A 14978-nucleotide genomic window follows, 5' to 3' on the forward strand; every position below is an offset into this window, starting at 1 on the left:
GTCAAGATCGTTACAGGGTTGCACTCTGCGCGATTCGCTCGCGGATCTGCTTCTTGTTGACCTTGCCGACGCTGGTCACCGGGATCGATTCGACGAATCGAATGTCGTCCGGGATCGCCCACTTGTTGATCTCGCCGCTGGCGACGAACTGTGCCAGGTGGCGCTTCAGCATCTCGCTGTCAAGCGTTTCGCCGGCGGCCGGCACCACCAGTGCCAGCGGGCGCTCGTCCCAGCGGGCGTCGGGTACCCCGATCACGGCGACGTTGGCCACCTTCGGGTGCCGGCTGATCAGGCTCTCGAGCAGCAGCGAGGAGATCCACTCGCCGCCGGTCTTGATCACATCCTTGATGCGGTCGCGGATCTGCAGCACACCGTCCCGGTTGATCGAGGCGACATCGCCGGTGTGCAGCCAGCCCCCCTGCCACAACTCGGCACCCTTTTCCGGTTCACGCAGGTAACCCTGGGTGAGCCAGGGCGCACGCACCTGCACCTCGCCGACGCCGCGGTCATCCGGTTCCACCTCGCGGCCGGCCTCGTCGACGATACGAAGATCGACCAGCGGGATCGGCACGCCGGTACGCATCCGCAGCGCCACCTGCTCGGCCGCTGGCAGCTCGGCCTGGCGGGCATCGAGGTAGGTCAGACTCAGCAACGGGCAGGTTTCGGACATGCCGTACCCGGTATAGAAGCCTATACCGCGCTCCGACATTTGCCTGACCAGCCCCTCCGTCGGGGCGGCGCCTCCGGTGAGGAGCTTCCAGCGTCCGAGGTCGGTGTCCTTCGCTTCGTCGCAGTTGAGTACCATCTGCAGCACCGTCGGTACACCGTGGGAAAAGGTCACCCCCTCTTCCCGGTACAACTTCACCAGCCGATTGGGCTCATAGCGCCCCGGGTAGACCTGCTTGACCCCCAGCAGCGTCGCGACATAGGGAACGCCCCAGGCGTGGACATGGAACATCGGCGTCATCGGCATATAGACGTCCTGGGAGCGTAACAGCGGCACGCCGTCGTGCGCGGCGAGCGTTGTCGCCATGTTCAGCGTGTGCAGCACCAGTTGCCGGTGGCTGAAGAACACCCCCTTGGGATTGCCGGTGGTGCCGGTTGTGTAGAACGTCGTGGCGACGGAGTTTTCATCGAAATCCGGGAAGTCGCAGTCCGCAGACGCCGCGTCCAGCAGCGCCTCGTACTCGCCGAGGCTGTTGAGTGAGGTGTCGGCGACTGCATCGCTGTCGCTCAGTCGGATAAAGCCCCGCACCAGCGGCAGCCGCCCCGCAAGTTCCTCGACGATCGGCAGGAAGTCGTCGTGAACCAGCACCAGGCGGTCTTCGGCGTGGGCCATGGTATAGCCGATCTGATCGACGCTCAGGCGCACGTTGACGTGGTGCAGCACGGCGCCGATCATCGGCACCGCGAAATAGGCTTCGAGATAACGATGGCTGTCCCAGTCCATCACTGCCACCGTGTCACCGGGGCCGATGCCCGCCGCGCGCAGTACGTTCGCCAGCCTGGCGATGCGCCTGTTCAGTTCACGATAGTCGTAACGGCGATCTGCGCAGACTATTTCATTTCCGGGAGCGTAGCGCTGCCCCGACAGCAGCAGGCGCTTGATCAGCAGCGGATACTGGTAGGCGCCGTCGCAGGGCTCGATTATTTTTGTATTCATGGTCGTTTTCCGGATTCGTCTTTGGGAGTCGCCGACAGGCGTTAGCAATCGAATCTAGAAAAGTACGGCCTGCGCTACTTAGCACTGGACGCCAAGGAGTTTTCATTTCGTGACAGAGCGTCCCGACTCCACAGTCGCTAAGGTTCGGGAGCGGTAATCGAAGCGCGCCATTGCACCGGTGCGACCCCGAATTGAGCAATGAACCAGCGGGTGAAGGAGCTCGGCATACCGTAACCCAGCAGGTCGGCGATCTGGCTCATGGAGTAACTTTCGTTTTCCATGTAGCGCATCACAAGCTCGCGGCGCACGCTGTTGATCAGGTTCGAGAAGGTTTCGTCGTGCTCCGCCAGCCGACGCTGCAGCGAGCGCACGTTCATGCCGAGGGCTTCTGCAATCTGCTCGATACTGGCGCGCCCCATCGGCAACAGCAGATAGATCGCCTTGCGCACATCGAGCACCACCGAACGCGCGTCCGTCACGGCCAGCGAGTCGACATAGTGCTGGGCGAAACGCGCGAGCGCGGAATCGGCAAGCGGGTTCGGTTTGTCGAGATCCGCGGCGGCGCAGACGATGCCGTTGAACTCGGCGCCGAACTCGAGGTTGCAGCGGAACAGGCGACGGTGCAGATGCAGGTCGGCGGGCGCCTCATGGGTGAAGTTGACGCTGTGTGGACGCCAGTTCGCACCGAGCAGGGCACCCGAAAGGCGGTACATGATACCGATGGCCAGTTCGATCGCCTGCCGGGTCGGCATCGGCACATCGGTCACGACCTCTTCGCGTATGATCACCGTCCTGCCGGCCTCTTCCAGGTATACCGCCAGCGCCTCGTTAAGCATATGACGGTACTGCACGGTGGTCCTGATGGCGTCTCGCAGCGTTGGCTGATGCATCAGCATCAGGCTGATGGCGCCGAAATCCGCCAGCTGGCGCGACTCCGCCATTCGAAGTCCAAAGGTCTGACAGCCGCTTTCCCGCGCCGACTCTTCGAGCAGCGTGACCGCCGCGACCGTCGGAATGCGCTGTTCCGGCTGCTCGATCAAGGCTTTGCTCAACCCGACCCGCCGCAACATCTCATGGGGATTTAACCCCAGATGCTGCGCCACTTCGATGTAGTTTGTGAGCACTCCCGCTCTGGTCAATGCGGCCATATTGGGCACCTTTGCCGAATTCAGTTCGCGTCTATCAAAACCTTAAACACCCGCCCCGGGCAACCGGCGGCGCGAGTTATAGAGATAAGCTGTCATGCAATGAAAAGCAACTGTCACCTAATGAAAAGCATACTGCTGACCGCTCCCCTACATTCGAATACAACGGAGAGGCGCAACTGCAGCCATTCACAAAAACAAAGACTGGAGAACAGGTATGGCCAAAGCCGTACGATTTTACGAAACCGGTAGCCCCGACGTCATGCGCTATGAGGACATCGAGGTGGGAGAACCAGCCCCCGACGAAGTGCGTGTCCGTCATGTCGCCGTTGGCCTGAACTATGCCGACACCTATTTTCGCGACGGTACCTATCCGATACCGCTGCCGAACGGCATCGGCGTGGAGGCCGCCGGCGTGGTCGTGGCAACCGGCACCAATGTCAGCAATGTCGCCGTTGGCGACCGCGTCACCTACACCGGCTTCATCAATACCCTTGGCGCCTACTGCACCGAGCGTCTGGTGCCGGCGGCGCCCCTGATCAAGCTTCCGGATACCATCTCGTTCGAGACCGCCGCGGCGATGACCATGCGCGGCCTTACCTCCGCGTACCTGATGCGCCGCATCTACGACTTCAAGGCCGGCGACAGCATCCTGCTGCACGCCGCCGCCGGCGGCGTCGGGCTGATCGTATCCCAGTGGGCGAAACTGCTGGGGCTGACCGTGATAGGCACCGTGTCCACCGACGCCAAGGCGGAGGTCGCCCTGGCCCACGGCTGCGATCATGTCATTAACTACAGCCACGAGGATGTCGCCGCCCGGGTGCGCGAACTGACCGACGGCGTCGGTGTCAACGTGGTGTTCGACAGCGTCGGCCGGGATACCTTCGAGGCGTCTCTGAATTCCCTCCGGCGCCGGGGGCTGATGGTCTGCGTCGGTACCGCATCCGGCACCATCCCGCCGTTCGATCCGCAGCTACTGGCGATGAAGGGGTCGCTGTACCTGACCCGTCCCGCCCTGGCCGACTACATCGCGGACCCCGCCGAAAAGGCGGCTCTGGCCGGCGAGCTGTTCGATCACGTCGGCAGCGGCCGCATCAGGATCGAGATCAACCAGCACTACGCGCTGGAAGATGCCGTCCAGGCTCACCGAGACCTTGAAGCCCGCAAAACCACTGGTTCGTCGATCTTCATCATCTGAGGAAACAAGCCATGCGTGTAGAACCGCTTACCTGCGCGATCGGCGCGGAACTCGTCGATGTCAATCTAGCCGCCGCCGTCACGGATAACGGCCTGTTCGACGAGATCCGCGCCCTCCTGCTCGAGCACAAGGTGCTGTTTCTGCGGGATCAGACGATCAGCCGCGCCGAGCACGTCGCCTTCGCACGACGCTTCGGCGAGCTGGAAGACCATCCGGTCGCCGGCAGCGATCCGGAGAATCCAGGACTCGTGCGCATCTACAAAACGCCGGATCAGCCCAACGACCGTTACGAGAACGCCTGGCACACCGACGCCACCTGGCGCGAAGCGCCGCCGCTCGGCTGTGTGTTGCGCTGCGTGGAATGTCCGCCGGTCGGCGGCGATACCATGTGGGCCAACATGGCGCTCGCCTACGAGAAACTGCCGGACGACATCAAGCGCAGGATCGCCGACCTGCGTGCGCGGCACAGTATCGAGGCCACGTTCGGCGCCGCCATGCCGATCGAGAAGCGCCTGGCGCTGAAGGCGCAGTATCCCGACCCGGAGCATCCCGTCGTACGCACCCATCCGGAGACCGGCGAAAAGGTGCTGTACGTCAACGCCTTCACCACCCACTTCACCAACTACCACCGGCCCGAGAATATCCGCTACGGCCAGGATTTCGCCCCCGGCGCGGCCGAGTTGCTGCAGTACCTGATTCGACAGGCGTTCAACCCCGAGTATCAGGTGCGCTGGCGCTGGAAGCCCAACAGCGTGGCGATCTGGGACAACCGCTCGACCCAGCACTACGCCGTCATGGACTACCCGCCGTGCCACCGCAAGATGGAGCGCGCCGGCATCGTCGGCGACAAACCTTACTGATCCCGCATCGCTTCACGCCTGCCCGATACCGCGCGGTGCGGTATCGGGTGCCATTGAAGAACCAGGAGACACCCATGCAATTTCTAGACGATTCTCTGCACCCGCAGAATCAGGATAAAGTCGTAATCACGGTCGCGCCCTACGGACCGGAATGGATGCCGGAAGACTTCCCGGAAGATATCCCGGTGACCATGGACGAGCAGATCCAAAAAGCCGTCGATTGCTACGAAGCCGGTGCGACGGTACTGCACCTGCACGTACGGGAGCTGGACGGCAAGGGTTCCAAGCGTCTGTCCAAGTTCAATGAACTGATCGCCGGCGTCCGTGAAGCCGTACCCGAGATGATCATCCAGGTTGGTGGTTCCATCTCGTTCGCACCGGAAAGCGACGGCGAAGCGGCCAAGTGGCTGTCGGACGATACCCGCCACATGCTGGCGGAGCTGACCCCCAAGCCGGACCAGGTCACCGTCGCCATCAACACCGTGCAGATGAACATCACCGAGCTGATGAACGAGGACGAAGTCGGCGGCACCAGCCTGTGCGAACCGGTCTACTGGGAAGCATATCGCGAAATGACGGTGCCGGCGGGTCCCGCCTGGGTCGAGGAGCACCTGCGCCGCCTGCAGGCCTCCGGTATCCAGCCCCACTTCCAGCTGACCGGCATGCACTCGCTGGAAACCCTCGAGCGGCTGGTGCGCCGCGGCGTCTACCGCGGCCCCCTCAATCTCACCTGGGTCGGTATCGGCGGCGGTTTCGACGGTCCGAACCCCTACAACTTCATGGAGTTCATCCGCCGCGCGCCGGACGGTGCCTGCCTGACGCTTGAATCGTTGATGAAGAATGTACTGCCGATCAACACCGTCGCCATGGCGCTGGGCCTTCACCCGCGCTGCGGCATCGAGGACACCCTGATCGACCAGCACGGCAACCGCATGACCTCGGTGGAGCAGATCCACCAGCTGGTCCGCATCGCCCGGGAATTGGGCCGCGAAGTGGCCAGCGGCCCGGAAGCGCGCGAGATTTACAAGATCGGCACCTGGTACAAGGACGCCGACGAGACACTGGCGGCCAACGGCCTGGCGCCGAACCGTCGACCGGGACAGAAAAACGTGCCGTTGCGCGGCCGCTAGCCGGATAGCGCCGTCGCCGGGAACGGAATACCGCGATTGACGGTCCCGGCGACGGTTCACCAAACTGCACCCGCAATAACAATAATTAAAAGAGGAAGTCTCATGGCCCACTACGTAGCACAGGACGATGCCGAGGACGTGTCCGGCTATGTGCCTCGCCCCTACGCCTGGATCGTCTTCGCCCTGACGTTCGGACTGTTGATCTCCGACTACATGTCCCGCCAGGTCCTCAACGCCGTCTTTCCCCTGCTGAAGGGTGAATGGACCCTGACCGACTACCAGTTAGGACTGCTCAGCGGCATCGTCGCACTGATGGTCGGCCTGCTGACCTTTCCGCTGTCACTGGCCGCCGACCGCTGGGGCCGCGTCAAGAGCCTGGCGCTGATGGCCGGCCTCTGGAGTCTTGCGACCCTGGGCTGCGCCCTCGCCCAGACCTACGAGCAGATGTTTGTCGCCCGCTTTCTGGTCGGCGTCGGCGAAGCCGCCTACGGCAGCGTCGGGATTGCCGTCGTGCTGTCCGTCTTCCCCAAGCGCCTGCGCGCGACCCTGGCCGCAGCCTTCATGGCCGGCGGCATGTTCGGCTCGGTGCTGGGTGTCGGCCTCGGCGGCCTGCTGGCCGCACACCTGGGCTGGCGCTGGGCATTTGGCGGCATGGCGCTGTTCGGACTGTGCCTGGCGATGCTCTATCCCATTGTCGTGCGCGAGAAGCGCATCGCTCCGCGACGCCCCCGGGTACGGCCGCGCGACAAAGCGGCCGGACATCCGCTGCGGACCCTGTTCGGCTGCCGCTCGGTGCTCTGCGCCTATGTTGGCAGCGGCCTGCAACTGTTCGTCGCCGGCACCATGATCGTCTGGATTCCCAGTTACCTGAACCGCTATTACGACATGAGCACGGACAAGGCCGGCGCTTTCGCCGCCGTCATTCTGCTGTGCAGCGGCGCAGGCATGATCCTGTGCGGCATGCTCAGCGACCGGATGTGCCAGCAGTCGCCATCGCGCAAGATCTCCCTTGCCATCACTTACTGCCTTGGCAGCTGCGTGCTGCTGTCGCTGGCCTTCGCGCTGCCCCACGGCACCGGACAATTGCTGTTGCTCGCCCTAGGCATGATGTTGGCGGCAGGCACCAATGGCCCCTCCAGCGCGATGGTCGCCAACCTGACCCACTACTCGGTCCACGGCACCGCCTTCGCGACCCTGACGCTGGTCAACAACCTGCTGGGACTGGCGCCGGGCCCCTTTATCACCGGCAAGGTATCGGACCTGATCGGACTTCAGGCCGCCTTTCAACTGGTGCCGCTGGTCAGCATTGCCGCGGCGGCTGTCTTTTTTTACGCGAAACGCAGTTATCTGAAGGATATCGCCCGGGGTTCAAGCCCAAAGTCTGAAGCCGTGGCGATGAAAGCAGAAGCCGCGGAGACCCCGACATGACCCCAAAACTGTCCATCGACGTCTACTTCGACTTCATCTGTCCCTGGTGCCTGATCGGCAAGCGGAAGCTGGAACTGGCGCTTGCCGGGTTGCATGCCGACCACCCCGGGATCGACGTCGAGATCCGCTGGCAGGGCGTCCAGCTGCTGCAGGACCTGCCGATAGAGGGTGAGCCCTTCGACGCCTTTTATCGCAACCGTTTGGGCAGTGCCGAAGCCGTCGCCCGGCGTCAGCATCAGGTCCGGCAGGCCGCAGCTGACGCCGGCGTCGCCATCGACCTGGCCAGCATCCGCAGAATGCCGAATACTGCCGCCGCGCACCGGCTGTTCGCCCATGCCGGTACCCTCGGCACGACCGCACAGCGTGATGCCCTGCTGGAGCGTTTGTTCAGCGCTTATTTCCAGCGCGGCGAAGACCTGGGGGACCCGGCGACGCTCTCGCGCATCATGCAGGAATGCGGCTTCCCGACGGACGGTATCGACCCCCTGCTGCGCGGCAACGGCGGACGCTTCGTCCCGGCGTTTCCGGATACCGGCCCCGCGATGGTGCCGCTGTTCGTCATCAACGGGAAATACCGGATTTCAGGCGCGCAACCGGCCGACGTGCTGGAGGGTGCCCTGTACGGCGCACTGGCGCCTGCCGAAGCGGGAGGCCGAACGGCATGACCCGGTGTTACGAAATACCGTCCGAGAAAATCCCTGCGAGGGGCAGCCGGTCGCTGCTGTGGATCGATGACGGCTGCGTCGCGCTGTTCAATGTCGACGGCGAACTTTATGCCATCGACGACAGTTGCCCCCACCAGGGCGCATCGCTCGCCGGCGGGCGGCTCGAGGGGCGCACGATTCAATGCTGCGCCCACGGCCTGCGTTACGACCTGGCGAGCGGGTACCTGTTTAATTCAACCAACGTCAGAGTCGCCACCTACCCCATTGAGCGCAGGGGTGACCGAATTTACCTGGTTCTGGCAGAGGATAATGCGCCATGAATACCGCCGCTGTTGCCTGTTTCCCGGACCGGGCGCGTCAATACGCGCCTGGCTTTGCTGTCAGCCTGATCGTCGCCGCCGCCGCCAGCTTTCTATCCGAGCATTATGGCGCCCCCGTCATGCTCTTCGCCCTGCTGCTGGGTATGGCACTGAGCTTTCTTGCCTCCGACGAAAAGTGCCGGCCCGGCATCGAATTCACCGCCCGCTCGGTGCTGCGCATCGGTGTAGCCCTGCTCGGGATGCGTATCACCCTGGAGCAGATCGCGGCGCTGGGCTGGCAACCGGTGGCACTGGTGGTCGGCCTCGTTGTACTGACCATCCTGGTGTCCGTGCTGGCGGCCCGGGCGCTGGGATTCCAGCCACTGTTCGGTATGCTCACCGGCGGCGCCACGGCCATCTGCGGCGCCTCGGCAGCCCTGGCGCTGGCCGCCGCCCTGCCCGGACACCCGCAGAAGGAGCGCGCCACCCTCTTTACCGTGATAGGGGTGTCGGCGCTGTCGACCCTGGCCATGATCCTCTACCCGATGATCACCCAGTACTTCGACCTTTCCCCCGAGCACGCCGGAATCTTCCTTGGCGGCACCATTCACGATGTCGCCCAGGTGGTCGGCGCCGGTTACAGCCTGTCCACCGAGACCGGAGACACCGCGACCGTTGTGAAGCTGATGCGCGTGGCGATGCTGCTGCCGGTGATCCTCTGCGCGGCCATGATCACCCGCGCCCGGGGCGCCGAGCCCGGCGCCAAGCGCCCGCCGCTGCTGCCCTGGTTCGCGGTTGGCTTTATCCTGCTGGCGACCGTCAACAGCACCGGCTGGGTCGCGCCCGCGATCCAGGATCTCGGCAACGAGCTGTCGCGCTGGTGCCTGGTGATCGCCATCAGCGCCTTGGGCATGAAGACCCAGCTGAAGGAGCTGGCCAGCGTAGGTCTGAAGCCCATCCTGCTGATGATCGGCGAAACCGTCTTCCTCGCCGTGCTCGTGTTGCTGATGTTGCGCTGGGGCTTTTAGGCGAGAAAGGATTCCGCGCCGCCGGTTCGGCACAGGGACGTGCCAGTTTTAACTCAGGATGGCGTTCGATAGGCTCCGCCCCGCACCAGACCACCCTGCCTGCCCTACCGCTTTGACGCCAGGAAGCCCCCCGCTTCTTTTTACCGCCATTCCCACTTCTGAAAGTCCTTCCGCCCACAAGCGGCACCCGGTGCCTGCCGGTGCGGTTTCGGCTTGCCTGGCTGTCATCGAATGAAAACCATGTTGTCATCAAATGAAAATCAAAAGTCACCTAATGAAAAGCGCATCGGGCGCCGGAACCTTAATGTCAGGGGTATCGGTTTGCTGTTGCCGTCCATCCGCGAATCAACGAAACAAGGATCACCACGTGCAAGACCAACTTTCCACGACAGTTCTGCCCACAACCGTATTGATAGTACCCGGGCTGCGCGACCACGTCGCCGAACACTGGCAAACGCTGCTCGCGGAGAAGCTGCCGCGGGTGCGTACGGTGCCACCGCTGGAAGCGAACAAGCTCAGCTGCGCCGCGCGCGTTGAGGCCATACAAGCCGAACTGGACCGGATCGACGGCCCCGTCATCCTGGTCGCCCACAGTGCCGGCGTTCTGATGGTCGCGCATTGGGCGGCGACCGCCCGGCGCCCGATAAAGGGTGCGCTGCTGGCCGCGCCTCCCGATCTCGATGCGACCTGGCCGGACAACTACCCGACGCCGGACTCGCTGCGCGCGAACGGCTGGGCGCCGCTGCCGCGCGAGCCGCTGCCCTTCCCGAGCATTCTGGCCGCCAGCAGCAACGACTACCTGGCGAGCTTCGACGCCGCCGCCGCCCTGGCGAGGGACTGGAACAGCGAGCTCGTCGATCTCGGCGAGGTCGGGCACCTCAACCCCGCGTCCGGCTTCGGCGAATGGCCCGAGGCCGAGGCGCTGATTCAACGACTGGAGGGCTGAGAGACCCGAACCAAACCTTCGGCGCGCGCCAACGGCCGCGTCGTTCCTGTGGCGCCCCGGTGTCCGACAGGCTGTAGAACCGGGACCTGCCGCGGCCCGCCGGCACGCGGGCCCGATGTAAAACGCTGTGAAAACAACATAACAATAAGCGGAGTAACCTTCATGAACGATAACAATGCGCCCCGGCTGCACCGGCGTCTGCTGTCCACTGCGGTACTGGTCGCGATGGGCATCTCCAGTGCCCAGGCATTCGAGGTCGACACCGGCAACCCCGACCTGTCCGTGCGTTTCGACAACACCGTCAAGCTGAACTACGGCCAGCGCGTCGAGGGCCGCAACCCGTCGATCGCCAACAGCGCGAACTTCAACGACGGCGATCTGCATTTTGACAGCGGCGACGCCATCAATGAGCGCGTCGACCTGCTGACCGAGCTGGACGTCATCTATCAGGACCGCATGGGTTTTCGCCTTAGCGGTGCGGCCTGGTATGACCACGCCTACAGCGATATCGGTAACGACGACAATCCCTATCCGGGACTTGCGGCCAACGCCGGCAACCTGGTGTCGGCGTCTCCGGCCGGCGCCCGGCTGATCGGTACAGAGCCACGCACCCGGGGCCTGAGCAATTTCGCCAACCGCTATTACCACGGCCCTTCGGGTGAGCTGCTGGATGCCTTCCTGTTTTATAACGCCGAAATCGGCGACTCGCTGTTCAACATCAAGATCGGCCGCCATACCCAGTACTGGGGCGAGACGCTGTTCAACGCCGCCAACGGTATCAACTACGGTCAGTCGGCACTGGACCTCGGCAAGCTGTTCAGCGTGCCCGGCACCGAGGCGAAGGAGCTGTTCATCCCCCGCAACCAGGTGTCGGCCTCGCTGACCCTGACGCCGGAACTGACCCTCGGTGCCCAGTATTTCCTGGAATTCGAGAACTCGCGGTTCCCGGAAGGCGGCACCTACCGCGGCCCCTACGACATGGCACTGGATGGCGGCGAAGTGTTCTGGCTGCCGATCGCGGCGCAAAATGCCTTTTACGGCGCGCCCCGCGGCGGCGACGTACGACCGGACAACAGCGGCGACTTCGGCCTTCGGGCCTCCTGGAGTCCGCAGTGGCTGGATGGCACCCTGGGCTTCTTCTACCGCAATACCTCCGACACCCTGCCGTTTCTGCTCGTCGATGCGCCCAACCTGCATCAGCCGGGTCTCGCGGGGCTGGCCGATCTCAACTATTTCACCACCTACGCGGACGATATCGACATCTTCGGTGTCAGCCTGTCGAAAAGCCTCGGACCGGTCAGCGTCGGCATGGACGTCAACTACCGCCGCAACATGGCACTCGCCAGCAACTTCAGCACGGTGAATCAGGTACTGTACGACGCGGGCAAGGCCGGTCTGATCGACGGCGCCAACATCATCGCCGGCAAGCCCGGCAGCGGTGAAACGGGTCTCGCCCGCGGTGACACCTTCCATGTCGTGCTGAACGGTCTGGTCGCGTTCGGCGACACGCCGCTGTGGGACGCCTCGGTACTGGCGGTTGAAGGCGCCATGACCCATCTGGTAGACGTCACCGAGGGCGAGCAGACCTTCAAGGGCCACGAAAGTTACAGGGGTCTCGATAAGGTTACGACCAACGCCTACACCCTGGCGGCGAAATTCACACCGACCTGGTACCAGGTTCTGCCGGGCTTCAATCTCTCGATGCCGATGAGCGTGAGCGTCGGCCTGCACGGTAATTCGGCGGTCCAGTTCGGCGGCAATGAAGACTCCGGCGACTTCTCCGTCGGGCTGTCGGGCGATCTCTACCAGAAGTATCAGTTCGATCTCAAATACGTCGACGCCTTCGGCGATATCGAAACCTGCAAGAGCGGCACCGACAACAACACGCCGGGAGCCAACGGCGCCTACCAGTGCATTCCGGGACAGATCACCTCCCAGGCGGGTCTGGCACCCCTGATGAAGGATCGCGGCATGATCGTCGCGTCGTTCAAGACGACCTTCTGACAGCTGATAAACAGGAGACAATAACAATGAAATCCGAATCCAGAGCCACACTGCCGTCCTTTACCGTTTTTGTACTGGCGACTGCATTGAGCGCCGCGGCCTATGCCGGCGTCTCGCCGGAAGAAGCCGCCAAGCTTGGCGCCAGCCTGACGATCGTCGGCGCCGAAAAGGCCGCCAACGCAGACGGCTCGATCCCCGAGTACAACGGCGGTCTGCGCACGGCGCCGGCAGGCTTTCAGGTCGGCAGCAACGTTCGCCCCAACCCCTTTGCCGACGAAAAGCCGACGCTTGTGATCGACAGCAGCAATCTCGCCACGTTCAAAGACAACCTGAGCGCGACCACGGTCGAGCTGATCTCTCGCTTCCCGAGCTTCCGGGTCGAGGTCTATCCGACACACCGCACAGCCACTCTGCCCCAGGCGAACCTCGACAATACGCTCAGGAATGCCGTCGACGCCCGGGCGACCGAACAGGGCCTGGCGTTGGAGAACGTCCTGCCGGGCGTCCCCTTCCCCATCCCCCAGACGGGTCGTGAAGCGATGTGGAACCATCTTCTGCGCTTTCAGGGAAAAGCCATCGAATCCAAGTACGACTCCTGGAACGTGGACGCCGCGGGCGTCGCCACGCTCGCTACCACCGGTACGGCCTTCAACGACTATCCGATCTACCATGACATGTCCAAGCCGATCGCCGGCGACGATATCTACTACCGCTCCAAAATCTACTACTCCGGTCCCGCACGCCGTGCCGGCGAAGCGCTGATGGTGCAGGACGCCGCTAATCCGCTGCAGCAGCCGCGCCGTGCCTGGCAGTACCTGCCCGGACAGCGCCGGGTTAAACTGGCGCCGAGCCTGGCCTACGACACGCCCAACCCCGGCACGGCCGGTTCCTCGACCTTTGATGACATCTTCGTCTTCAGTGGCGCCATGGACCGTTTCGACTGGAAGCTGCTGGGCAAAAAGGAGATGTACGTCCCCTACAACACCTACGATCTCACCTACATCGACGATCCGAAGAAGCTGACCACGCCGAACCACCTGGCACCGGAATTCGTACGCTGGGAGAAGCACCGCGTCTGGGTGGTCGAAGCTGCCCTCAAGGACGACAAGCGCCATGTCTACCAGACACGCACCTTCTACCTCGACGAGGACAGCTGGGTCGCGCTGGCGTCGGATGAGTACGATGCGCGGGGGCAGCTCTATCGCGGCTCTTTCGCCTTCCTGACCCAGAGTTACGACCGGGACATCCCCGACGCCACACCGCACATGGTCTATGACCTGATCGGCGGCACCTACAACATCAACGGCATTGTCGGTCCGTACGGCGGCATCGGCTACATCGAACCGTTGTCGGCGGCCAAATGGTCATCCCAATCGCTGGCGGGCTCAGGCATTCGCTAAGCGTTCTTTTCAAACCGCGGACAGCGCCCCGTCACCCAAGACGAGGGCGTCTGTCGAGCATCCCTCTTGGCCGCGGGGGCTACGACCCTGCCCCGCGGTCCTTCTTTGCGAGGACATTCGATGTTGCCCCGACAAACGCTGTTTATCGCCTTGCTGATGGCTGCTTTACTGCAGCAACCGTCCGCCAGTCTGGCCAGCGATTTCACCGACGTGCTGGACCTGCCGGCCATGCCTTCCGATCTTGCCGCCACATCACCGTTGACCGCGATTACCCGCGCCGGTGCCCGTCTGGTCGCCGTGGGCCAGCGCGGTCACATCCTGCTATCCGATGACGATGGCCGCAGCTGGCAACAGGCCGAGGTACCGGTCAGCTCGGACCTCAATGCCGTTCATTTTGCCACTGCCGAGGAAGGCTGGGCCGTCGGTCATGACGGCGTCGTGCTGCGCAGTCGCGATGCGGGCCGGACCTGGGAACGGCAACTCGACGGCCGTGTGCTGGGTCAGCTGATGCTGGACTATTACAGCGCCCTGGCGCTCGCCCGTCCCGATGACGATCGTGTCGGCCAGCTGGTCGAGGAATCGAAGCGCATCGTCGCCGAAGGCGCGGACAAGCCGTTTCTCGATGTCTGGTTCGAAAATGCGCGCACCGGCTACGTGGTTGGCGCCTTCAACCTGATCCTTCGCACCGACGACGGCGGCGCACACTGGCTGCCGCAGCAACACCTGACCGAAAACCCCTACGCCCTGCACCTCAATGCCATCGACGCCGCCGGCAACAATCTCTATATCGCCGGCGAGCAGGGACTGCTGCTCAAGCGAGATCCCGACACCGGCTATTTCCGCCAGATGGCGTCGTCTTACGACGGCAGTTATTTCGGCCTGCTCGGTCAGCCCGGCCTGCTGCTGGCCTATGGACTGCGCGGGCATCTGTTTCGCAGCACCGACCAGGGTGAACGCTGGCACGCGATCGATGTTGGCAGCGCGGTCAGCCTCACCGCGGCCGCCGCCGATACACACGGGCGGATTTTCCTCGCCAATCAGGCGGGTCAGACCTTCGTCAGCAACGACAGGGGTATCAGCTTCGCGCCACTGCCGGCGCATGACCTGTCGGCGATTGCCGGCGCCGGCACCGCCGCGGACGGCAGCCTGGTCCTGACGGGACAACGGGGTATACACCGGATCACCCACGAACAACAAAAAGACTGAACAAGG

The 14978-nt window shown here is 63.6% G+C and carries 13 protein-coding genes; 11 read left to right on the forward strand and 2 right to left on the reverse strand.

The window, feature by feature from the left end; all coding sequences use genetic code 11:
• Positions 1–10: 10 nt before the first annotated feature.
• Positions 11–1663 (reverse strand): fatty acid--CoA ligase, encoded by a 1653-nt coding sequence (locus IEX85_RS14980; RefSeq protein ID WP_188861415.1) that lies wholly within the window; start codon positions 1661–1663, stop codon positions 11–13.
• A 137-nt stretch (positions 1664–1800) separates the two neighbouring features.
• Positions 1801–2787: an AraC family transcriptional regulator gene (locus IEX85_RS14985; protein WP_229721950.1), complete on the reverse strand. Its 987-nt coding sequence runs from the start codon at positions 2785–2787 to the stop codon at positions 1801–1803.
• A 238-nt stretch (positions 2788–3025) separates the two neighbouring features.
• Here IEX85_RS14985 and IEX85_RS14990 point away from each other — a divergent pair, with 238 nt between their 5' ends.
• The 11 genes from IEX85_RS14990 (at position 3026) to IEX85_RS15040 (ending at position 14972) form a co-directional block, all read left to right on the forward strand.
• Complete coding sequence (locus tag IEX85_RS14990; RefSeq protein ID WP_188861417.1) at positions 3026–4006, forward strand: quinone oxidoreductase family protein; 981 nt, start codon at positions 3026–3028, stop codon at positions 4004–4006.
• 11 nt (positions 4007–4017) lie between these two features.
• A complete protein-coding gene (locus tag IEX85_RS14995; RefSeq protein WP_188861418.1) occupies positions 4018–4866 on the forward strand; it encodes a TauD/TfdA dioxygenase family protein in 849 nt (282 codons plus the stop codon).
• 74 nt (positions 4867–4940) lie between these two features.
• Complete coding sequence (locus tag IEX85_RS15000; RefSeq protein ID WP_188861419.1) at positions 4941–5996, forward strand: beta-keto acid cleavage family enzyme; 1056 nt, start codon at positions 4941–4943, stop codon at positions 5994–5996.
• Between the two features lie 102 nt (positions 5997–6098).
• Positions 6099–7424 carry an MFS transporter gene (locus IEX85_RS15005; protein WP_188861420.1) on the forward strand — a complete coding sequence of 442 codons (1326 nt, stop codon included), beginning with the start codon at positions 6099–6101 and terminating at the stop codon, positions 7422–7424.
• Positions 7421–8089 carry a DsbA family oxidoreductase gene (locus IEX85_RS15010; RefSeq protein WP_188861421.1) on the forward strand — a complete coding sequence of 223 codons (669 nt, stop codon included), beginning with the start codon at positions 7421–7423 and terminating at the stop codon, positions 8087–8089. Before IEX85_RS15005 ends, IEX85_RS15010 begins: the two co-directional genes overlap by 4 nt.
• A complete protein-coding gene (locus IEX85_RS15015) occupies positions 8086–8409 on the forward strand; it encodes a Rieske (2Fe-2S) protein (RefSeq protein WP_188861422.1) in 324 nt (107 codons plus the stop codon). The genes IEX85_RS15010 and IEX85_RS15015 overlap by 4 nt, the downstream gene beginning before the upstream one ends.
• Positions 8406–9416 (forward strand): YeiH family protein, encoded by a 1011-nt coding sequence (locus IEX85_RS15020; RefSeq protein WP_188861423.1) that lies wholly within the window; start codon positions 8406–8408, stop codon positions 9414–9416. The genes IEX85_RS15015 and IEX85_RS15020 overlap by 4 nt, the downstream gene beginning before the upstream one ends.
• A gap of 367 nt (positions 9417–9783) precedes the next feature.
• Positions 9784–10362 carry an RBBP9/YdeN family alpha/beta hydrolase gene (locus tag IEX85_RS15025; RefSeq protein ID WP_229721951.1) on the forward strand — a complete coding sequence of 193 codons (579 nt, stop codon included), beginning with the start codon at positions 9784–9786 and terminating at the stop codon, positions 10360–10362.
• 162 nt (positions 10363–10524) lie between these two features.
• Positions 10525–12366: a DUF1302 domain-containing protein gene (locus IEX85_RS15030; protein ID WP_188861425.1), complete on the forward strand. Its 1842-nt coding sequence runs from the start codon at positions 10525–10527 to the stop codon at positions 12364–12366.
• 26 nt (positions 12367–12392) lie between these two features.
• Positions 12393–13766 (forward strand): DUF1329 domain-containing protein, encoded by a 1374-nt coding sequence (locus tag IEX85_RS15035; protein ID WP_188861426.1) that lies wholly within the window; start codon positions 12393–12395, stop codon positions 13764–13766.
• 120 nt (positions 13767–13886) lie between these two features.
• Positions 13887–14972, forward strand: coding sequence for a WD40/YVTN/BNR-like repeat-containing protein (locus tag IEX85_RS15040; protein ID WP_188861427.1), 1086 nt, complete (start codon positions 13887–13889; stop codon positions 14970–14972).
• Positions 14973–14978: the final 6 nt, after the last annotated feature.

The sequence above is a fragment of the Marinobacterium nitratireducens genome (assembly GCF_014645375.1).
In the GTDB taxonomy this organism is placed as follows: domain Bacteria; phylum Pseudomonadota; class Gammaproteobacteria; order Pseudomonadales; family Balneatricaceae; genus Marinobacterium_A; species Marinobacterium_A nitratireducens.

What these genes read in the sequence shown, in the direction of transcription:
- IEX85_RS14980 (WP_188861415.1), bottom strand. Translation starts at nt 1,663, where the DNA reads ATGAATACAAAAATAATCGAGCCCTGCGACGGCGCCTACCAGTATCCG.
- IEX85_RS14990 (WP_188861417.1), top strand. Translation starts at nt 3,026, where the DNA reads ATGGCCAAAGCCGTACGATTTTACGAAACCGGTAGCCCCGACGTCATG.
- IEX85_RS14995 (WP_188861418.1), top strand. Translation starts at nt 4,018, where the DNA reads ATGCGTGTAGAACCGCTTACCTGCGCGATCGGCGCGGAACTCGTCGAT.
- IEX85_RS15000 (WP_188861419.1), top strand. Translation starts at nt 4,941, where the DNA reads ATGCAATTTCTAGACGATTCTCTGCACCCGCAGAATCAGGATAAAGTC.
- IEX85_RS15005 (WP_188861420.1), top strand. Translation starts at nt 6,099, where the DNA reads ATGGCCCACTACGTAGCACAGGACGATGCCGAGGACGTGTCCGGCTAT.
- IEX85_RS15010 (WP_188861421.1), top strand. Translation starts at nt 7,421, where the DNA reads ATGACCCCAAAACTGTCCATCGACGTCTACTTCGACTTCATCTGTCCC.
- IEX85_RS15015 (WP_188861422.1), top strand. Translation starts at nt 8,086, where the DNA reads ATGACCCGGTGTTACGAAATACCGTCCGAGAAAATCCCTGCGAGGGGC.
- IEX85_RS15020 (WP_188861423.1), top strand. Translation starts at nt 8,406, where the DNA reads ATGAATACCGCCGCTGTTGCCTGTTTCCCGGACCGGGCGCGTCAATAC.
- IEX85_RS15030 (WP_188861425.1), top strand. Translation starts at nt 10,525, where the DNA reads ATGAACGATAACAATGCGCCCCGGCTGCACCGGCGTCTGCTGTCCACT.
- IEX85_RS15035 (WP_188861426.1), top strand. Translation starts at nt 12,393, where the DNA reads ATGAAATCCGAATCCAGAGCCACACTGCCGTCCTTTACCGTTTTTGTA.
- IEX85_RS15040 (WP_188861427.1), top strand. Translation starts at nt 13,887, where the DNA reads ATGTTGCCCCGACAAACGCTGTTTATCGCCTTGCTGATGGCTGCTTTA.